This window comes from Streptomyces sp. NBC_01433, from assembly GCF_026340105.1.
In the GTDB taxonomy this organism is placed as follows: Bacteria; Actinomycetota; Actinomycetes; order Streptomycetales; family Streptomycetaceae; genus Streptomyces.
The window spans coordinates 12,213-27,819 of record NZ_JAPEPM010000010.1; the positions used below are offsets into that span (position 1 = coordinate 12,213).

18 protein-coding genes and 1 pseudogene are annotated in these 15,607 nt (G+C 70.6%); 18 read left to right on the forward strand and 1 reads right to left on the reverse strand.

Annotation, left to right across the window (positions count from 1 at the left end; all coding sequences use genetic code 11):
- The first annotated feature begins 69 nt into the window (after positions 1-69).
- The 16 genes and pseudogenes from OG413_RS46505 (at position 70) to OG413_RS46580 (ending at position 10,499) form a co-directional block, all read left to right on the forward strand.
- The gene (locus OG413_RS46505) at positions 70-2,352 is read left to right on the forward strand and encodes an FtsK/SpoIIIE domain-containing protein (protein WP_266816005.1); all 2,283 of its coding nucleotides are present in this window, start codon (positions 70-72) and stop codon (positions 2,350-2,352) included.
- Between the two features lie 231 nt (positions 2,353-2,583).
- Complete coding sequence (locus tag OG413_RS46510) at positions 2,584-3,267, forward strand: hypothetical protein (RefSeq protein ID WP_266816006.1); 684 nt, start codon at positions 2,584-2,586, stop codon at positions 3,265-3,267.
- Between the two features lie 157 nt (positions 3,268-3,424).
- Positions 3,425-4,324, forward strand: coding sequence for a DUF4097 family beta strand repeat-containing protein (locus tag OG413_RS46515; protein ID WP_266816007.1), 900 nt, complete (start codon positions 3,425-3,427; stop codon positions 4,322-4,324).
- A gap of 92 nt (positions 4,325-4,416) precedes the next feature.
- Complete coding sequence (locus tag OG413_RS46520; RefSeq protein ID WP_266816008.1) at positions 4,417-4,800, forward strand: hypothetical protein; 384 nt, start codon at positions 4,417-4,419, stop codon at positions 4,798-4,800.
- A 124-nt stretch (positions 4,801-4,924) separates the two neighbouring features.
- Positions 4,925-5,173: a hypothetical protein gene (locus tag OG413_RS46525; protein ID WP_266816009.1), complete on the forward strand. Its 249-nt coding sequence runs from the start codon at positions 4,925-4,927 to the stop codon at positions 5,171-5,173.
- 52 nt (positions 5,174-5,225) lie between these two features.
- Positions 5,226-5,744 (forward strand): hypothetical protein, encoded by a 519-nt coding sequence (locus OG413_RS46530; RefSeq protein WP_266816010.1) that lies wholly within the window; start codon positions 5,226-5,228, stop codon positions 5,742-5,744.
- A 17-nt stretch (positions 5,745-5,761) separates the two neighbouring features.
- On the forward strand, positions 5,762-5,932 hold the full coding sequence (locus tag OG413_RS46535) for a pRL2-8 (protein WP_266816011.1): 171 nt from the start codon (positions 5,762-5,764) through the stop codon (positions 5,930-5,932).
- Positions 5,933-5,934: 2 nt separating this feature from the next.
- Positions 5,935-6,717 carry a hypothetical protein gene (locus OG413_RS46540; protein ID WP_266816012.1) on the forward strand — a complete coding sequence of 261 codons (783 nt, stop codon included), beginning with the start codon at positions 5,935-5,937 and terminating at the stop codon, positions 6,715-6,717.
- Positions 6,718-6,734: 17 nt separating this feature from the next.
- Positions 6,735-7,037 (forward strand): hypothetical protein, encoded by a 303-nt coding sequence (locus OG413_RS46545; RefSeq protein WP_266816013.1) that lies wholly within the window; start codon positions 6,735-6,737, stop codon positions 7,035-7,037.
- A gap of 519 nt (positions 7,038-7,556) precedes the next feature.
- The gene (locus tag OG413_RS46550; protein WP_266816014.1) at positions 7,557-8,027 is read left to right on the forward strand and encodes a transcriptional regulator; all 471 of its coding nucleotides are present in this window, start codon (positions 7,557-7,559) and stop codon (positions 8,025-8,027) included.
- 74 nt (positions 8,028-8,101) lie between these two features.
- A pseudogene (locus tag OG413_RS46555) lies at positions 8,102-8,446 on the forward strand (RNase adapter RapZ); the annotation flags it as partial.
- Positions 8,447-8,464: 18 nt separating this feature from the next.
- Positions 8,465-8,977: an NUDIX hydrolase gene (locus tag OG413_RS46560; protein WP_266816031.1), complete on the forward strand. Its 513-nt coding sequence runs from the start codon at positions 8,465-8,467 to the stop codon at positions 8,975-8,977.
- Positions 8,978-9,067: 90 nt separating this feature from the next.
- Positions 9,068-9,430 (forward strand): hypothetical protein, encoded by a 363-nt coding sequence (locus tag OG413_RS46565; RefSeq protein WP_266816015.1) that lies wholly within the window; start codon positions 9,068-9,070, stop codon positions 9,428-9,430.
- Between the two features lie 120 nt (positions 9,431-9,550).
- Positions 9,551-9,832: a hypothetical protein gene (locus tag OG413_RS46570; protein ID WP_266816016.1), complete on the forward strand. Its 282-nt coding sequence runs from the start codon at positions 9,551-9,553 to the stop codon at positions 9,830-9,832.
- The gene (locus OG413_RS46575; RefSeq protein ID WP_266816017.1) at positions 9,829-10,101 is read left to right on the forward strand and encodes a hypothetical protein; all 273 of its coding nucleotides are present in this window, start codon (positions 9,829-9,831) and stop codon (positions 10,099-10,101) included. Before OG413_RS46570 ends, OG413_RS46575 begins: the two co-directional genes overlap by 4 nt.
- Positions 10,102-10,331: 230 nt before the next feature.
- A complete protein-coding gene (locus OG413_RS46580) occupies positions 10,332-10,499 on the forward strand; it encodes a hypothetical protein (protein WP_266816018.1) in 168 nt (55 codons plus the stop codon).
- Between the two features lie 103 nt (positions 10,500-10,602).
- Here OG413_RS46580 and OG413_RS46585 read toward each other — a convergent pair whose 3' ends face one another.
- A complete protein-coding gene (locus OG413_RS46585; protein WP_266816019.1) occupies positions 10,603-10,935 on the reverse strand; it encodes a hypothetical protein in 333 nt (110 codons plus the stop codon).
- 134 nt (positions 10,936-11,069) lie between these two features.
- On the opposite strand from OG413_RS46585, the gene OG413_RS46590 reads away from it, so the two are divergent.
- Both OG413_RS46590 and mobF read left to right on the forward strand, forming a co-directional pair.
- On the forward strand, positions 11,070-11,258 hold the full coding sequence (locus OG413_RS46590; protein WP_266816020.1) for a hypothetical protein: 189 nt from the start codon (positions 11,070-11,072) through the stop codon (positions 11,256-11,258).
- A 178-nt stretch (positions 11,259-11,436) separates the two neighbouring features.
- Complete coding sequence (gene mobF / locus OG413_RS46595; RefSeq protein WP_266816021.1) at positions 11,437-15,519, forward strand: MobF family relaxase; 4,083 nt, start codon at positions 11,437-11,439, stop codon at positions 15,517-15,519.
- Positions 15,520-15,607 lie beyond the last annotated feature (88 nt).

The window sequence follows — 15,607 nt, forward strand, 5'->3', positions numbered from 1 at the left end:
GCGGGGCCCGGCGCCTCCCTACCAAAGTCGCCGCCGGGCCCCGCCTCCTCCCGAAGGAGAAGCACCAGCATGACGGAACAGCCGACTGCCTCGAACCCGGACCGTACGACTCTGGCCACCATCACCTACCTCCACGGCGCGGGGCCGGCCACGGACACCAGCGCCCCCGCTGCTGCCCCCGCTTTGGGTGGCACGAGTGACACCACGGACAAGGCCGCGGTCGTCGAGTCCGCCCGCCGAATCCTTGAAGGAACGGTCACTAAAACCGCAGGCGACCCCAGCAAGCCGGAGGACCCGGACTTCGACGTCTTCGACGACAGCCCGCTGATCCCGGCCTGGGCGCGATCGGGCAAGGGCTGGGCCATGTACTCGGGGGTTTTCTACCGGGCCAGGGTCCGTGGCTACCGCCGGTGGGTCCGCCGCCAGCGCACCGACCGGGGCCACGTCGCGCAGTTCCGCCGCGGCCGTCGCCGGGTGCAGGACTGGGTGCGGGGCTTCGAGGGTGTCCAGCTGCAGGCGATCGCCCACCAGGCGCACATTGCCGCAGCCGAGGCCCGGTCCGCAGCCCGGACCGCGCGCTACACCCCCAGCCTGATGCAGAACAAGAAGCTGGCCGCGCAGCAGCAGGCCGACCGGACTCAGACGGTTGCTATGCAGGCCATCGGCGAGCACAAGCGGCTCAAGGCGACCCGGCGCCGGGCCTATGGTCTGCGCCTGGGAGTTGCGTACGGTCCGCCGGCCGCAGCCATCGCCGCAGGTTACGCCCAGGCCGGATGGCTTGGGGCGACGGCCGGGAGCCTGGTGACTTTCTCCGGGGGTGCTTTTGCGGGCCGCCACCAGATCACGGAGGAGACCGACTGGTCGGCTGACTGGAGGTCGCTCGGAGACGGCGACGCCATGACTGCACCGATGCTCGACGAGTGCTTCCGCGCCGCCAAGGTCATTGGTGGGGACGAGTCCCTGGCCATCATCCAGATGCCGATGCTGGACGTGCGGGGCGCCTGGTCGACGATCGTGGACCTGCCGCCGGGAATTCCGGCGAAGAAGGCCATGCGGGGGCATGCCGAATTGGCGAGCGCATTCGGTGTGGAGGAAGCGCAGCTCAGCATTTCGAAGAACAAGTCGAAGGGTGCCAGGGCCGGACGGCTGGAGCTGTACGTCAGCAAGGACCTGCCGTTCACCGGTGACGTCGCTCCCGGTCCTCTGCTCGCGCTTGAGGGTGCGGCGAACTTCTGGGGCCGTATTCAGATCGGCCCCGACGTGCGGGGTCTGGCGATTTCCATCTCGGTCGTAGAGCGGTCCGGTCTTGTCGGTGGCGAGCCGGGTGCGGGTAAGTCGGCGTCGGGCAACACGATCCTGCTCGCCGCAGCGCTGGACCCGCGGGTCATCCTCTGGCTCGCGGACGGAAAGGGCGGCGGCGACCTGGAGCCCTTCGAGGGCCTGTGCGAGTGCTACGAAGGTGCCGCCGATCCCGAGGCGTTCGACGAAATGCTCGACGCCGCGATCCTGGATATGAAGAACCGGTATGCGCTGCTCAAGAAGCTGGGCAAGCGCAAGGTCACCGAGGACCTGTCGAACAAGCACCCTGAGCTGCGGCAGAAGCTGCTCTGGGTCGACGAGCTGATGCTCTACACGACGGACGAGGAATTCGGAAAGAAGATCACCAAGAAGCTCCGCAACCTCGTCTCCCGAGGGCGCGCGGCGGGGATCATCACCTTCTGCGCCACGCAGAAGCCCGGCTCGGACGTCGTCGACACCTCGCTGCGTGACCTGCTCTCCATCCGCTGGGCTCTGCGCTGCACCACTCCCGAGGCGTCCGACACGATCCTCGGCAAGGGCGCCGCCGCGTCGGGTTACAGCGCCAAGACCATCGAGCCGGAGATGCGGGGCGCCGGTCTTCTGTGGGCAGAGGGCTCGAACCCGGTCCTGGTCCGGGCGGACTACTACTCCGACGACGAGGTCACACTCCTGCTGGAGCGCGCCTACGACCTGCGGGCCAAGGCGGGCACCCTGCCTGCGGGGCCGCGGTCGCTCGCGGACCAGCTCCGGGAGACGGGCGAGGACGAGGGCCAGGTCCTCGCTGTCCTGGTCGACGTTTTCGGCGCCTACGACCAGGCGGCGAAGGCTGACGACGAATCGGCGGCCGTCGACTGGCTGCCAGGCACGGTCCTGGTCGACGCGCTCCAGGCGGCCGGACTCGCCATCAGCCCGGAGAAGCTGGCCCGACTGGTCGTCCGCGAGGCCGACGAGAAGAGGAAGCGGGCCTGGGAGGACAGCACGTCCGCGCTCAACGGCTACCCACTCACCTCGGTGCTCCGAGCGGTCGAGACGAAGTACGGCCTCACCGCCTGATCAACCTGGATCGGCCCTGGACGGTCGCCCCGTTTGGGCTGGTATGCCCCCGGACGGGGTGGCCGTCAACCTGGACGGCACCCCCTCGACCTGGACGAGTCCCGTCCGGGTCGGACCGTGCCGCATCCAGGATGCTCACCCCCTCTGACCTGCATCGATGTGGACGCTTCCGGGATCCCGTCCAGGTCGAGGGCTACCCAAACCCTGACAGAACGACCGGAAGGCGGATCCGTGTTCACCAGCCCTCCTGACCTCAGCCTCCAGGGCCTCGCCCACCTCAACAGTGTTCCGCTGCTCTGCACCCAGTGCGACAGCGGGTACGCCCTGCGAATCTACAAACGCGGCCCGCGCGAGGTGTTCCCGGCCTCCGTTTCCTGCCTGTCCTGCGGGCACTGGGAGGACTGCTCCCGGGTGATCACGAACGGCCTCGTCGACGCAGTGCTGGCGGCGCGGACCGGACGCGAGAAGGCCGGTGACGTCGACAGCTTCTTCGCCGAATGGCGTGGCGTGACCATGTACGGCGAGCTGGTCCCGGAGTTCGTCCTCGACGACGCGGTCGTCGTGCTGCGGGCACTCAGCGGTGAGGTCCGCAAGGACACCAAACGGTGGTGGGGCGGCAAGAAGAAGGCGGGCAAGGCTCAGGTGAAAGCGAAGGCCGGGGCCGTCGCCGACGCGGCGAAGGCGAAGGCCGGCGGCGCGGCCAGCGCGGCGAAAGCAACCGCCCTCACCACGGCCTGGACGCTGCAGACCGGCGGCGCCGGTCCGACCGCCAGCCCGAAGCCGAAGACGAAGCGATGCACCGTCAAGGGCTGCCGCAGCGGCATGGTCACCCTCTCCACCAAGGTCCACTCCGCGACGGGCAAGACCCGCGAGGTCAAGATCCCGTGCGGGGTCTGTCACCGCAGCGCCACCTGAAAGACCGCACGCCGGAAAAACTTTCAGGCCGCTGACCAGCAAAAACACCAATCATGCAGACTGCGAGTCTGCGAAGCAGTAGACATGCCGACTCTGAGTCTGCATACTCGAATTACCGCAAGCGAGAATGCAAGCGGAAAAGCAAGGGAGACGACCTGTGACCACCCGAAAGATCGCCGCAGAGACCACCGGCCCCGTCACCATCGACGCCAGCCTTCTGGGCAACGGCGGCGCCATCTCCGTCCAGGCCATTGCCGACTGCGAGCGTGCCACCCTCACCATCAGCACCACCGACGAGGACGGCCCCGCCGCTACGGCTGTCCGTGAGGCGATGCTCCGCCAGTCCGCCACCGGCCTCAACGTCAGCGTGACGGGCCAGGGCGGCTCCAACTGTGGCAGCACCATCATCACCGGCGGGGGTGTCACGGTGGTCCAGCACTCGGGGAACTTCCAGGGCGGCGTGATCAACGGCGGATTCTTCAGCGGTGACGTCTACATGAACGGTGTGAAGGTCTCCGGCCAGGCCATGGTCGTCACAGGTACGGCTCCCATCAAGATCACCGCCATCGTGCCGCCGGGCAGCAAGGTCATCGGCCGCACCGATTCCGCTGACATCGAGGCCATCGGCACCTTCGCCCTGGTCTCTGGCCACACCCAGTCCGGTGACCTGCGGGTCGACGACGCAGAGAAGGTCACCGCCTCCACCAAGTCGGGGTCCGTCACGGTCAACAAGGCATCGGACATCAGCGCCAAGACGATGTCCGGCGGTGTGTACCTCAACATCACCGACGTAGTCGACGCCAGCACGATGTCCGGCTCCATCGACATCCAGGACTTCGCCGGTACGGCCAGGCTCAAGACGATGTCCGGCTCGATCCGTGCCCACGCGACCGCTGGCGGCGACATCGACGCCAAGACGATGTCCGGCTCCATCAACATCACGGCCACCGCTGCCGCGCTCGATGAGCGCCTCGACATCCGCCCCCGCTCGATGTCCGGCTCGATCAACGTCCCCTCCCGCCGCATCCCGGACTCCGGGCCGCGCCGCCGCCGCTGACTCCGCCCCGGGGCGGCCGCCATCCCGGCCAAGGTCCGCCGGCCGCTCCGGGCCCCGATCCCGAACTGCAGACAACAAGCAAGGAGACAGCAGTGGACAAGCCCGGACGTATGAAGACCTTCCTGCTCAGCCTCATCGGCCAGAGCTGGGCATACGACAGCGTGGAAGACGTCGCCGAGGTCATTGGCATGAACGCCTTCGACGCTCACGAGGGACGCGTGGCGACCCACCGCCGTGGAGCGGCCAGCCTCACCGACGCGCTCGCTCTCCAGCCCGGCCTGGTCGACCTGCACGACGAGATGAACGACACGTGGCATTACCTCACCGCGCTGAAGGCCCGCGCCGATGCCCTCGGCTGCGCATCCCTCGCCGACAACCTGGAAAACGCCGCCAGCGGTGTGCGGGATGTCCTGCAACAGGTCGCCGGAGCCGCCGAAGCTACGGTTCCGCAGCCCTCCGCGCCCGCCCGGCAGTAGGGCCGCCCCGGGACGGCCGCCATCCCGGCCAAGGTCCGCCGGCCGTCCCGGGCCCCGGTCCCGCTCCGCAAAGGCAGCGGGGGGAGACTCATCGTCCCTCAAAACCGAAACGGAGCCCACCACCATGAGCCCTCGCCCCGACGCCGAAACACGCGCCGCAGCCAAGGCCCGGATCGCTGAACTGAAGAAGACCCGCGACCAGGCGCACGAGGACGCCGAGCAGGCCAAGACCGCTGCCGACGACGTGATGTGGCAGGCCATCGCCGCCGAGCTGGACAAGGGCGAGGCCCTCCAGCTCGACGCAGCCGAGGCCACCGACTTCAGCCGCGACCACATCGCCAAGCGCACGAAGCAGTACCGCACGAAGGACTGACCAGCCCGGCCCCCGGGATCCCCCGGGGGCCGCCCCCGCCAGGAGGTTGACCGTGAGCACCGACCGCGCCCCCGAGACACCGCGCACCGACGCCGCGGTCCAGCCGAACCGGCTGTACAAGCCGTCCTACGACATCACCCCGCGCTACGAGATGCCGCTGGTCCCGGTCTCCGGAGCGGTCCAGCTCCACGACGAGAGTGACCCGGTCGTCTGGGTCCCCGACGCGTACGGACGGATGATCCCGATGCGACGCTCCGCCGCCCCCGGCCCCATGCAGCCGATGCCGCCCCGCGACCTCTCCCCGCAGCCCCTCCTCGACCCGCGCGCCCAGATGATCGCGGCCGGAGGCGTACTCGCCGCCGGCACCGGATGGGGCATTGGCCAGGCCCTGGCCCCGCTCGCCGGAGTCGGAGCGGGCGGCCTGATGTGGATCGCCCTCGCCGTCGTCGGCTGGAAGCTCGCACCCTCCCTGACGCGAGGCGGCGGGACGGTCGAGCGGCACGAGCACCACACCCACGTCACGAACACGAACCGCGGCTTCGGCCGGTCCACCACCAACGTCAATCACTGAGCTGAGTGGAGATCACGATGGCGAGCAAGAAGGCGTTGAACCCCCCGAAGGGCCAGTGCCGCCAGTGCTGGCTGCACGCCTACGACAGCCGCGAGCAGCACAAGCACCTCGGCCCGCGCGAGGACTGCCCGGCGTGCGTGTCCCACATGGGCGGCCGCTGCCCCGACAGCATGATCGTGAAGGGCTGACCATGAAGCTCAAGTTCCCGTGGATGAGCCGCGCAGACCGGCGCCGCTGGACGTCCGCCCGGACCGTCACCGACCTCGGTGAACTGATGGCGCTCTGGCTGGAGGGCGAGATTGCCTCTCGCCCCGGTTACGCCGCCCGCTACGGACCCGACGAGGAGACCGAGTACCTGGTGCCGAGCCTCGCAGCCCTGTGCCGCGCCGGGTACATCACCACTCAATCGCAGCCCGGATCCGCCGGTACGGGAGAGAACGGCCTGTGGTGGGAGCAGCGGGCCGCGGTCGAGCTGGTCGTCGCCGACCCCGAGCTGCTGCCCCGCTTGGTCGACGCTGCCAACAGCGCCGGCATGGTCGTCCGCGTCAACGACTACCGGCGCGGCGGCCTCCAGGACGAGCCGGTCATCGTGACGACCTGCGATTGCGAGGCGGTCACCGCCTTCGCAGGCCGGATCAGCCGCGAGGACATGGCTGTCCAGTGGCCCGAGCTGAACCGCAGCCTCTACGACCAGGTCGCCCACGGCACGTACGTCTCGATCATCGCGCCGGAGTACGGCGCTGCTGGAGACCGGCTCTGGGTGCTCCTGGACCAGGTCTCCGGCCTGCGTCCCGCCCCGGACCCGGAGGACGACCCGTGGTCCGACGAACCCCCGTGGCACACACACGGTGCCCTGGAGCCCGAGCCCGGCGAGTGCACCCTGTGCGGCGCCCCGCTCTACCACCACCGGGGCCCGTACTGCAGCAAGGCGTGCGAAGAGGCCGACGCCGACGACACCGCAGTCCGCAGCTGACGAGAGGGAGACCCGCCATGTTCGAGAACCGCCGAGCCCAGCAGCGTCACAACAAGCTCATGCGCGCCGCCGACAAGCTGGTCGCCCCGCTGGAGGCACCCGCCACTCCAGCCGACCTCGCCGCGCTCGCCTTCGGCCTCCACCGCATCGAACTCCGGGAGGACGAGGCCGCCCGGTACCTGGACGCCGCCCGGGTCGGCCGCGGCTACCGCCTCCCCGAGCCCCTGCTCGACATCGAGTCCGCCGGCGCCAAGGACGCGGACACGGAGGAGCACCTCGACCTCGACCAGGAGGAGCCGGAGCCCGCCGCCGTCAACTGACCGGCACCCGGGTACGGCCCGATCCCAGCGATCCCCGCCCCCGCTTTGGGTGGCTTCCTTGAGCCTCGCTGAGTTGCAGCGCTCAGTGGGGCTCTTGCTGTGAGGACGTGCGTGTGACGTGCGGAAGGTACGGCGACCGCGCCCGGCGCCGCACGGGAGGCCGCTTGCGGCCGAGCGGGCGGTGACGGTGAACGCGCGGTCGCCACAGGCCGCAGACGGGGGTGCCGGGCGCGGACGCGCCCGTCCGCTCTACCCCTCCCCGCAGCCGCGCGTCTCAGGCGCGCGCCTTCCAGGCAGACGCACTGCAGGAGATGAATCACGGGCGGTACTCACTCGCAGAGCAGAGCCGACCCGTAAAGCGCGAGAAGTTCTTTAGGGCACTGACCAGCCAAAACACCCATTGCGCAGACTCGGAGTCTGCGAAACGGTAGACATGTCGACTCCGAGTCTGCATACTCGAATTATCGCAAGCAGGAAAGCAAGCGGAAACGAAATCGTGAATCAGTCAGGAGTCCAGTCATGACCGCAGCAGTCTTCGCCGCCGTGTTCGTAGCACTCCTCATCGGACATTCGGTCGGTGACCAGTGGGTCCAGACGCACCATCAGGCGTGCGCCAAGGGCGGGCCTGGGTGGTCCGCCCGGCTGGCCTGCGGGCGCCACGTCCTCACGCTGACCGCTACCAAAGTTCTCGTTCTGGCGGTCGTTGTGTCCGTCCTCGACCTCCGCGTCACCACGCTTGGCCTGATCGTCGGGCTGGGCCTGGATGCCGCCAGCCACTACTGGGCGGACCGACGGACGACCTTGGCCCGGTTCGCGAAGGCGATCGAGAAGAGCGAGTACTACAACCTCGGCGGCGCCGCGCACCCGGACCACCCGGTCACCGCAGACGGACGGCCCGCCCTCACCACCGGTACCGGGGCCTTCCATCTGGACCAGAGCTTCCACCACTTCTGGCTCGGTGTCGCCGCACTCCTCATCGCGGCCTTCTAGCTGGCCAGATACAGCCAATCCGACTTCCGGCACATCCCGCTTGCCCGACCAAGCACCTTGAGGAGAGCTGACCCATGACCATCCGCATCGTCTCCTTCGGCTACGGCCACGGACCGACCCCCACCGCCGACCTGGTCTTCGACCTCCGAGCCCTGCTCCGCAACCCGTTTTACAACCCGGAGCTGAAGCACCGCACGGGCCTCGACGAGGAGGTCTACGACCACGTCATGACTACCCTGGGCGCCGAGCGCCTCGCGTTGAACGCCGTCGCCACTGCCCGCGGCCTTGCCGAGGACACGGGCGCCGACGTCACGATCGCGTGGGGCTGCACCGGGGGCCGGCACCGCAGCGTCGGCCTGGCCCGCGCTTCGTATGAGCTGCTGCTCGGGGTCGCCGGCGGGGCCACCATCGAGCACCGGGACGTCGACCAGGACCTCCTGCCCGCCGGAGTCCACAACCGGACCGAACCCGAGAGCATCCGCTACACCGCCGATGTAGTCGCGATGACGCCGAATGGTGACGTGCTGCTCATCGAGCGCGGCTGGCCGCCGCACGAGGGCGCGTGGGCGCTGCCGGGTGGCCATTGCGACGTTGGAGAGACAAGCCGTACAGCAGCGGCCCGGGAGCTGGCTGAAGAGACCGGTGTCCACGTCGCCGCCGAAGACCTGCGTCAGATCGGCGTCTTCGACCAGCCCGGCCGCGACCCGCGCGGCCGGTACGTCACCGCCGCCTATCTCGCGGTCGTCCCGGCCGACACCCCGATCCTCGCCGGGGACGACGCCCGCACGGCCCGTTGGTGGCCTGCCTCCAACCTGCCGCCGCTGGCCTTCGACCACGCCGACATCCTCGACCTGACCACCGGCGTCACCGAGGCCCTGACCCCGACAGACATGCTCATGGTCGACCTTGACGGTGGTAGGGGCGGCCCCCTTCAGGGCGACATTGCCTGATCGCCCCGCGCTGTCCGAACCGCACGACAGGATGAACCCGGGGTCGCCGTCACGGCGGCCCCGGGTTCATCCAAAAAGGAGACCGACCCCATGACCGACAAGACACCCGCCAAGCTCGCCGACGACGCGTACGAGGCCCTCCGTGCCCTCAACCACGCCACGCTCGCCCCGACCCGGGGAGGCGAGAACTGGGAGTTCCCCGGCGACGCCTACAGCGTGGTGGGCAACCTCTCCCAGGCGGCTATGGTCCTGTCGCAGGCCCTGGAGCAGACCGAGGCACTGGTGATGCATCTGGAGGCGAGCGGGAACCTGCGCAGCGACAGGAACACGCTCGACACCGACCTTGCGGCCGCGTACGACGGTCTCGCCGAGGCGAAGGCGGCGGCGCAGACGCTGTTCGAGGCGCTGAACCGGGCCCACTCCGGGCTCAGCCCCATCGCGTACAAGGACTGATGGACACCTCGCTCGTTGGACAAACGAACCCACGCCCTCGTCATCGTGGCGCTCGAAGAGGCTGTCCCGAGCGCGAGCGCGTAGGAGACTCGACACCACCGACCGAAGGAGAGGCCGACTGTGTCAGCGCAACCCGAACACCATGACGTCGTCCCGTCGATGCGCACGCTTGCCGAGCTGCGCGCCGCCCTGCAGTCCTGGGGGTTTCCGACCGACCCCGCCGAGCTCGAAAGGGAGCTGGCGGACGCGGACTTGGACGACCTGACCCAGGTCCGTGAGATCACCCAGGCGTACCGGCATCGCGTGCTCCTCCGTGTCGACGGAGCTGGGCTCGCCGCCTTGGCCCGGTCGACCGAGGACGTCGTCGCCGAGCTCCGACGCAAGATGGAGGCCACCGGGTGACGTCTGTCTTCTATAGCGACGGGGCCGAGAAGCTGCGCGCCGAACTCACCCGAAGCGAGCAGGCCGCGGTCGAATCCGTCCGCCGCTCGCTTGAGGGCGAACCTGATCCCGATCACAGCCGCGGCCTCCCGGACGCAGACCCCCGCTCTGAGTCATTCGTGGTTGAGCTGCTGCCCGAACAGACCGGGGGCCGGGGGATCTCCGTCGTTTACCGCTACTCCCAGGACCTCGACGCAGCCCTGATCTTGTGGCTCATCGCGGGACCCTGACCAGAGGCATGAAGCGACCCCCGGCAAGGCAAGTGCCGGGGGTCGCTTCATGCTCACAATAGCCAGCCCTCCCGGCACAGGCGCCCTTTCCCTCTGGGAGTCTGCGAACCACTAGACATGCAGACTCTGAGTCTGCATACTAGAGACATCGGCAGCGAAAAGGCCAGCAAAACCGCAAGCCAAAAAGCAAGCACTGTCCATGTTCAATCAAGCTAGATAAGGAAGAACCCATGATCTTCGGATTCAGCGAGAACGCAGACGGCACCAGCAGCATGGCTCCCCTGCCCGACGCTCTCAAGGACCAGGTGGAGAGCACGATTGCCCTGAGCAATGGCGCCACCTACACCGACGCCAAGGGCGACACCTACACCACCTCGCCCAACGGACAGGGCGACTGACAGCCCATCGAACGCAGCGAAGCCGCCGTGAAGTTCACGGCGGCTTCGCTGCGTTCGTTCTGTCTCTCATGCCCCAGGAGCCTTTTGTCTTTCCCTGGTGGCGTCAGGCGATGTCCTCGTAGTCGGGGAGCGCGTCCGTCCGGGCGGTGACCCTGAGCCAGACCTCTGCGTCGGCTGGGGCCGCCGCGACACCGGCCTCAATCGCCGCCGCGGCGACGTCGTGGACGGCCTCGCTGCTGAGCCGCCAGTCCCTGGTCGTGTGCCCGGCCGGGCACGTGATCCAGGCATCCTCACCGCGCGCCGCCAGCGTCAGATCCGTACGGACGTCGCACTCACGGCAGGCCACCGGCATCCGGGAGCGATGCCCCGGGGTGGACTCGATCCAGACCGCCGTGCCAGCCACCGTCACCTGTACCTCGTACGCCGTGTCGTCCATCTGCGCCGCCTCCGCCTGCCGCCCGGTGTCCCGGTCATCCTCACACCGGAACCGGCCGTCCCAGAAGACGTGCCGCACCATTACCGGTCGCGAGGGTGTCCGTGCGTGCGTGCCGGAGGCGGGAGACTCTTCGCATGAGCACCGCGCGACGACGACTCGGTACCGGCCCGAGCACCACCAGGAGCACGCCACCGGCCGGACCCGCGCCGCGGCTGCTGCCCGCCGAACGGATCGAGCCGGGCCAGCTCCCGGGCGACGGCGAGCACCGGGCCGTGGCAGATCCGTCCGGCCGGCGGACCCTCGGACCCGGCACCGCACGGTGATGGATCCCCGTGTGTCAGTCCTGGCGGAGGCGGTCGAGTAGACCGTCCCGGTCATGATCAAAAACAGGGGAAGCACGAAGGGGGTTCCCCTTCGGGGAACCCCGGCACGCCGGGAAAAGCACAAGAGCACAAGCGGGGACACAGCGCACGACACAGTGCGGGACACGGGGGCACGGGCATGGCGTGGGTGACGGCGATCCGCGACGACGAGCAGGTCGAGTACCGGCTGCGGGAGCAGGCAGGGTGCTCGGTCGTGGCGTCCGACGCGGTGGTCCAGGAGGCGGCCGACCCGGCGCTGGAGTACCGGCTGAGGGAGGAGGGCGGCGCCGCTCTCGTGTGGATGGGCAGCGGCCTCGCGGCGGTCGGGCTGACCGAGGGCGCGGTGCTGGACGAGGAGGGCAAGGAGGCGGCCCGGCGGCTGATGGCGGGCTGCCACCCGGAGACCGGGGCCCGGCTGATCCGTACGCAGACGTCGGTCCGCGCGCACCCGGCGGCGAAGCTCACGACCGCCCGCCTGGTGGAGGCGATCGAGGCCGCGGCCGAGGAGCAGGGAGTGGCGGCCGCCGGTCTGCTGGAGGGCAAGCCGAAGCAACAGCGGACGCTCGCGCAGATGCAGCGGATGGTCCACCGCCAGGGCGACCGGCACCGGATGCAGGTGGGCACCCTGCACAAGCTCGCCCGCGCCGCCGGCCTCGACCTCGCCGACGTCTACGGCGAGAGAGAGCTGGCCGATGCGCGGGAGCACGCGGACCAGCGGGTCGATGACCGGGTGCGCGGCTGGGACCTGATGCTCGACGTCCCCAAGTCGGACAGCGTCCTGCCGGGGCTCATGGGCGAGGAGGACGAGCGGGAGTACCGCGACCTGGTGCACCAGGCGAAGCGGGACACGATCCGGGAGGTCGAGCGGTGGGTGGGGTACGCGGTCGGCTCCGAGGACGGGCAGCCGGTCCGGCTCGCGACCGGCGGTCTCCTCGCCTGGTCGGTCGAGCACCAGTCGGCACGGCCGATGGGCGACGGGCAGCCCGGTGACCCGCACCTCCACATCCACGTGACGATCATCAACATGGGGCTGTGCGAGGACGGCGAGTATCGCTCGATCGGCAACAGCGGCCAGGACCTGCACCGGCACGCCGCCGCCGCCGACGCGTACTTCAAGGCCCGCGTCCGGGCGCTCACCTACAACCGGTTCGGTGTGCGCCGGACGAAGGCTGAGCGCACCGGGGCGTGGGAGGTCGAGGGGATTCCCGAGCCGGTCCGCGACCTGTACTCGCGGCGCCACGGCCGGATCGTGGACCTGGCCGGGGACGAGGCCGGGCGCCAGGAGCGCGACCGTGCCGCCGCCGAGACCCTGCGAGCCAAGCACGCCGCCGACGCGGCCGGGATGCGGGCGAGCTGGCGGCAGCGCGCCGAGGAGGCCGGGGTCGACGTCGAGGCGATGGTCGCGGCCGCCGCCCCCGGACCGCCCGGCCCGGACAGCGGCCCCACCGTCGACGGACCCGGCGGGCCGCGGATTCCACCGCCGTCCGATCTCGCGGCGGTCGTGTTCGACCCGGAGACCGGACTCACTGCCACCGACAAGACTTTCTCCCGCGCGCAGCTGCTCGCGGCGGTCGGCAACGCACTGCCGTACGGCCTGGACGACGGTGTCGGGCGCCTGGACGAGATCGCCGACGAGGTCCTGGACGTGGCCGGGTACGCGGTGCGCGTGCCGGACTACGGGTCGACCGTGATGACGTCGACCGCCCGGTACACCACCCAGGACATCCTGGACGCCGAGGCGTACGTCCGGGGCCAGGCGCTCACCCGCCACGGCGAAGGCCGCACCGCGCTGACCCCCGATCAGTCGGCGGCCGCGGTCGGTGTCTTCGAGGTCGCGGTGGGCTTCGAGCTGTCCGTCGAGCAGCGTGCGGCGGTGACCCGGCTGCTGACGGCCGGGCACGGCATCGACACCGTCGTCGGCGTCGCAGGGGCGGGCAAGAGCACGCTGATGGAGGCGTGCCGGATCGGGTGGGACGCCACTGGCACCACCTACGCCGGGGCGTGCCTGAGCGCGGTGGCCGCCCAGCAGCTCACCCAGGCGTCCGGCATCCCGGCCCGCACGGTGGCCTCGTGGCTCCAGCAGATCCGCACCGGGACCGGCCTCACCGGGATCGACGTCCTGGTGCTCGACGAGGCGACGATGGTGGACGACCGGGCGGCCGAGGTCCTGATGCGCGAGGCGGCTCGCACCGGGACCAAGGTGATCGGCATCGGCGACCCGCTCCAGCTCCAGGCCGTGGGCGCGGGCGGGTGGTACCGCGAGGTCCACCGGCTGGTCGGCGGGCTCACCCTGCACGAGAACCGGCGCCAGGAGGACGCCGCGGAGCGGCACGCGCTGGAGGTCTGGCGGACCGGGGACCACGACCAGGCGCTGCGGCTCCTCGCCGACCGGGGCCGTGTCCACCCCACCGAGTCGGCGGACGAGGCCCGCTCGCAGATCCTCACGGCGTGGGACGAGGTCCGCCGCGACCGGTGGCCCGACACGCACGACCTCCTGGACGACCTGGTGGTGCTCGCCGCCCGCAACTCCGACGTCGACGCGCTGAACGCGGGGGCGCAGCAGATCCGCCGCGCGGCCGGGGAGCTCGGCGAGGAGCACACCTACGCGCTGCCCGGCGGGGACCGGCTCACCCTCGCCACGGGCGACGCCGTACGGGTCCGCGCCAACGACTACAGGTCGAGGCGCGGTGAGGGGCCGGACCTGCTGAACGGGTACCGGGCCATCGTCAGCGGGATCGAGGCGGACGGGCGGGTCGAGATCACGTGGCGCACCCGCACGCGCGGCCAGGACGACGCTTACGTGTCCGCGTGGCTGACCCCGGATCAGGTGGCCTCCGGTGCCCTGTCGCTGGGCTACGCCATGACGATCGCCGCCTCGCAGGGCATGACGTGCGACACCAGCCTCATGTACGGGCACGGCGCCAATGCCTTCGCGGCGTACCCCGGCCTGACCCGGGCGCGGCGGGAGAACCATTTGTGGCTGCCGCTCGCGGTCATCGAGTCGGAGGACACCCGGGCGCGGCTCGGTGCGGCCCGGACCGAGCGGGAGCGCCTGGAGCGGGCCGTCGACGCCTACGCCCGTTTCCTGGGGCAGTCGCGGCCGGACGCGATGGTCTCCGATCTCCTGCACGAGCCGCCGGCCCCGGCCGCCGCCGTCATCCCGTCCCCGGCCCGCACCCGGAGTGTCGACACCAGGGCGGCCCGCGCACGGTCCTCCACACTCCACGACCAGCGCCAGCGCGAATCCCAGCCCCAGCAGCAGGAGTACGGGCTGACCGGCGAGCAGACCCAGCGGCTCGCCGAGATGAAGGACGAGCGGGAGCTGGCCGGGACGCGGGCCTGGACCCAGCGCCCGTACGGCGACCGGAGCGACCAGGAGCTCACCCGGCTGATCGCCACCGGTCCGGTCGACGCCCGGCGCGAGGACAGGGCCGCCGCCGAGGCCGAGGAGACCGAGCGCTCGCTGCTGGAGCAGATCGCGGACGGCCAGGCCCGCGGGGAGACCCGAGGCCAGCGCGAGGTCGCCCCCGTCTACCGGCTGCTCGATCTCGCCGACGAGCAGCTGGCCGTCGCGCGTACCGAGCAGGCCCGCGAGCAGGCCGCGGCCGAGGTGGCGGCCACGGCCGACGAGCACCTGCGCGCCCTGTCGGCCGCCGCAGGCAAGGGCCGGATCGCTCTGCGCATGGCGGGCACCTCCCGGAAGGAGCACGGTCAACTCACCCAGCAGGCCACCGAGCAGCGGGCCGCCGGGTGGAGGGACGCGTCCGACGCCCGGATCGCGGCGTCCCGTGCCGCCGAGGCCGCGTGGGAGATCGTGCGGAGCAGCCCGTACGCCACCGTGCTGGGCGCCACACAGCGCCAGGCGCCGGACGTCGACACCCTCGCGGCCCGGCTCACCGAGATGCGCGAGACGAAGGCGCCCGCACGCGCCCAGCAGATCGACACCGGCGACCAGAAGCGTGTCTCCCGCGCCCACGGGCAGGCGGCCACCGCCCGGAAGGCCGCCGCGATGTACCGGGCCGTCGCCGCCGACGCCCGCACCGAGAAGCAGCTGCGGGCCCGGATCGCTGAGCACCACCCGTCGCTGCACCGGTCGGAGACCCTCGCACGGGCAGAGGTCAGGCAGGCACAGGAGGCCCACACCGCCCGGATCGAGGCTCAGCAGAGCCCCAGCTACCGGCCACCGGCCCCAGGGCGCTCCGGGCCCTCCCTCGGCCGATAGTCGCTCCCGGGTCCCCCGGTCGTTACGCCGGACATGCAATCCGTCGCCGCGCTGCTCTGGTCGTCCGATGTCCCCAGCCCGCCCGTGG